At 74.6% G+C, this 2,644-nt stretch carries 3 protein-coding genes; 2 read left to right on the top strand and 1 reads right to left on the bottom strand.

Features of this window, described 5'->3' with window-relative positions; all coding sequences use genetic code 11:
* Positions 1-369 precede the first annotated feature (369 nt).
* Positions 370-978, bottom strand: a complete 609-nt coding sequence (locus ABZ914_RS49920) for a TetR/AcrR family transcriptional regulator (RefSeq protein WP_500201608.1) — start codon at positions 976-978, stop codon at positions 370-372.
* 86 nt (positions 979-1,064) lie between these two features.
* Here ABZ914_RS49920 and ABZ914_RS49915 point away from each other — a divergent pair, with 86 nt between their 5' ends.
* Entirely contained in the window at positions 1,065-1,784 is a 720-nt protein-coding gene (locus tag ABZ914_RS49915; protein ID WP_500201607.1) for an SDR family oxidoreductase, read from the top strand.
* Positions 1,785-1,869: 85 nt separating this feature from the next.
* The gene (locus ABZ914_RS49910; RefSeq protein WP_500201606.1) at positions 1,870-2,547 is read left to right on the top strand and encodes a TMEM175 family protein; all 678 of its coding nucleotides are present in this window, start codon (positions 1,870-1,872) and stop codon (positions 2,545-2,547) included.
* The last annotated feature ends 97 nt before the right edge of the window (positions 2,548-2,644 follow it).

The raw sequence follows: 2,644 nt of genomic DNA, 5'->3' as shown, positions 1-2,644 counted from the left end.
GCGACGGCGCAGGCGGCCGCGGCGAGCGCGGCGGCCGGGCGGGCGGGGGGACGGGGGGTCCTCATGCTGACGGGGGCCTTCCGGTGGTGTCGGCTGCGTCACATTAACGTTCACGTGATCGTTCACACACCATCGATGTACAGCCACCGTCATGTCAAGAGCGGAAACGAAAACGGCCCGGCTCTCCGCACGAGCGAACAGCACGCCCGTGCACGGCGGCCGGACCGGACGCGGCGGCCCGCGCGTCAGAGGCCCCGGGTCACCAGACTCGGCTCGGCGGGCCCGGCTCAAGGGGCCCCGGTCAGCGGGCCTGGTCAGCGGGCCTGGTCAGCGGGCCCTGGTCAGCGGTCCCAGGTCAGCGGTCCCAGGTCAGCGGTCGCCGCCGTCGAGGCGGGCGGCCGCCTGGTCGGACAGGGCGCGGGCCAGCTCGGCGGCCTGCGCGTCGCCGAGCGGCTCGTGCCCGACGAGGACGCGGTACCAGAGCACTCCGTAGACCTGGTCGACCATCAGGGCGAGGTCGGCGCCGGCCGCGATCTCGCCGCGGTCGCGCGCCCGCTCCAGCAGCCCGGTCAGCACGCGGCGCCGCGACTCGACGAACGCGCGCATGTGCTCGCGCGCGTGCGGGTCGCGCTGCGCCTCGGCCATCGAGTGGCGCAGGACGGACGCGGTGAGCCGCTGGCCGGCGCCGCGGAACGTCGCGGCCAGGAAGCCTTCGAGGTCGCCGCGGAGCGTCCCGGTGTCGGGCACGGGGATGTCGGCGCCCGCGCGCTCGGCCATCGCCTCCAGCAGCACCGCGCCCTTGGACGGCCACCAGCGGTAGATCGTCTGCTTGCCGACACCGGCCGCGGCGGCGAGCGAGTCGATCGTGACGGGGACGCCGTCGTCGCGGGCGAGCAGGTCCACGGCGACGTCGAGGATCGCGCGCCGCGCGGCCTCGTTGCGGCGCCGCCCGGTGTGCGGCCGTCGGCTGTCACTCATGGCACCACCCTACCCATTTGACGAGACCGCCGGTCTCGATGAATACTTGTCGAGACAGAAGGTCTCGACAATCTAAGGAGCCGGCCATGTCGCTCACCGGAAAGCGCACCCTCGTCTTCGGCGGCACCTCGGGCATCGGCGCGGCCACCGCCGAGCTGTTCGCCGGCCAGGGCGCCGACGTCGTGATCACCGGCCGGGACGAGGAGCGCCTCGCCAAGGCCGCCGCGGACGGCCTCACCGCCCGCCGCGTCGACGCCTCCTCGCCCGACGAGGTGACCGCGTTCTTCGCCGAGGACACCCGCTACGACCACCTGGTCCTCGCGCTGAGCGGCGGATCGGGCGCCGGCCCGTTCGCCACGCTGGACCTCGGCGACCTCCGCCACGGCTTCGAGGCGAAGTTCTGGCTGCACCTGCGGATCGTCCAGGCGGCGCTGCCGCGGCTCACCGAGGACGGTTCGGTCACCTTCATCACCGCCTCGTCCGCCCGCGCGGCGCTGCCCGGCACCGCCGGCCTCGCCGCGATCAACGGCGCGCTGGAGGCGATGGTGCGGCCGCTCGCGACCGAGCTGGCGCCGCTGCGCGTCAACGCCGTCTCCCCCGGCGTCATCGAGACGCCGTGGTGGGACGGCATGCCCGCCGAGCAGCGGGACGCGATGTTCGCCCAGCACGCCGCCGCGCTGCCGGTCGGCCGGGTGGGGCGGCCCGAGGACGTCGCGCAGGCCGTCCTGCTCGCCGCGGCCAACGGGTTCGTCACCGGCCAGGTCATCGAGTGCAACGGCGGCCTCAGCCTGCCGACCGGCCGCTGACCGGCTCCCGGACGCCGCACCGCTCGCCGGTTCGTCCCGGCTGCCCTACTCTGTCGCCTGCCGATCACAGCGCGAGGAGACGACCGTGGCCGCCGACTTCCCCACCGACCCGCCCGCCGCCGCACCGGGGGAGGACGACGAGCAGCACATCTCCCCCGACCGGCTGCGGGCGCTCAGCGACGGCGTCTTCGCGATCGCGGCGACCCTGCTGATCCTCGACGTCAGGCCGCCGGCCGCGGACGAGGGCGTCTGGTCGGGGCTGCGGCACGAATGGCCCGCGCTGGACGCCTACGCGGTCTCGTTCCTCATCATCGGGATCGCCTGGATCCACCACCACAACCTGTTCCACCAGGTGCGGAAGGTGGACCGCGGGCTGCTGTTCCTCAACCTCGGGATGCTCGCGACGATCGCGTTCCTGCCCCTGCCGGCGGCCACCCTCGGCGACCACCTCGGCAGGGGCGACGCGCCCGCCGCGGCGGTCTTCTACTCGGTGTCCATGGCGGCGGCGTCGCTGTGGTTCACCCTGTTCTGGAACCACCTGTGCCGCCGCCCCGAACTGATGCATCCGCGGGCGCGCGACGAAGCGCGGCGCGCCCGCGCCCGGTCCCTGCTGGGCCCGGTCGGCTACGCGATCGCCGCGGCGATCGCCCTGCTCAGCCCGACCGGCTCGCTGGTGCTCAGCGCCGCGATCGTCCTGTACTTCATCGTCGGGCGCCGCGCGCCCGCCACCCGCACCCGCATCCCCGCCGCCTCCGGCGAATGACGACGGGGCGCCACCCCCCCCGGGGGGGGGGGCCGGTTGTGGGCGGGGCGTTCGTGGGGGTGTTGGTGCGGAGGTAGGACTTGATGTTGCCGCCCGT

The sequence above is a fragment of the Spirillospora sp. NPDC046719 genome (genome assembly GCF_040645715.1).
Classification (GTDB): domain Bacteria; phylum Actinomycetota; class Actinomycetes; order Streptosporangiales; family Streptosporangiaceae; genus Spirillospora.
Note: the sequence above shows the minus strand (reverse complement) of the source record. Positions and strands in the feature narration are given on the sequence as shown.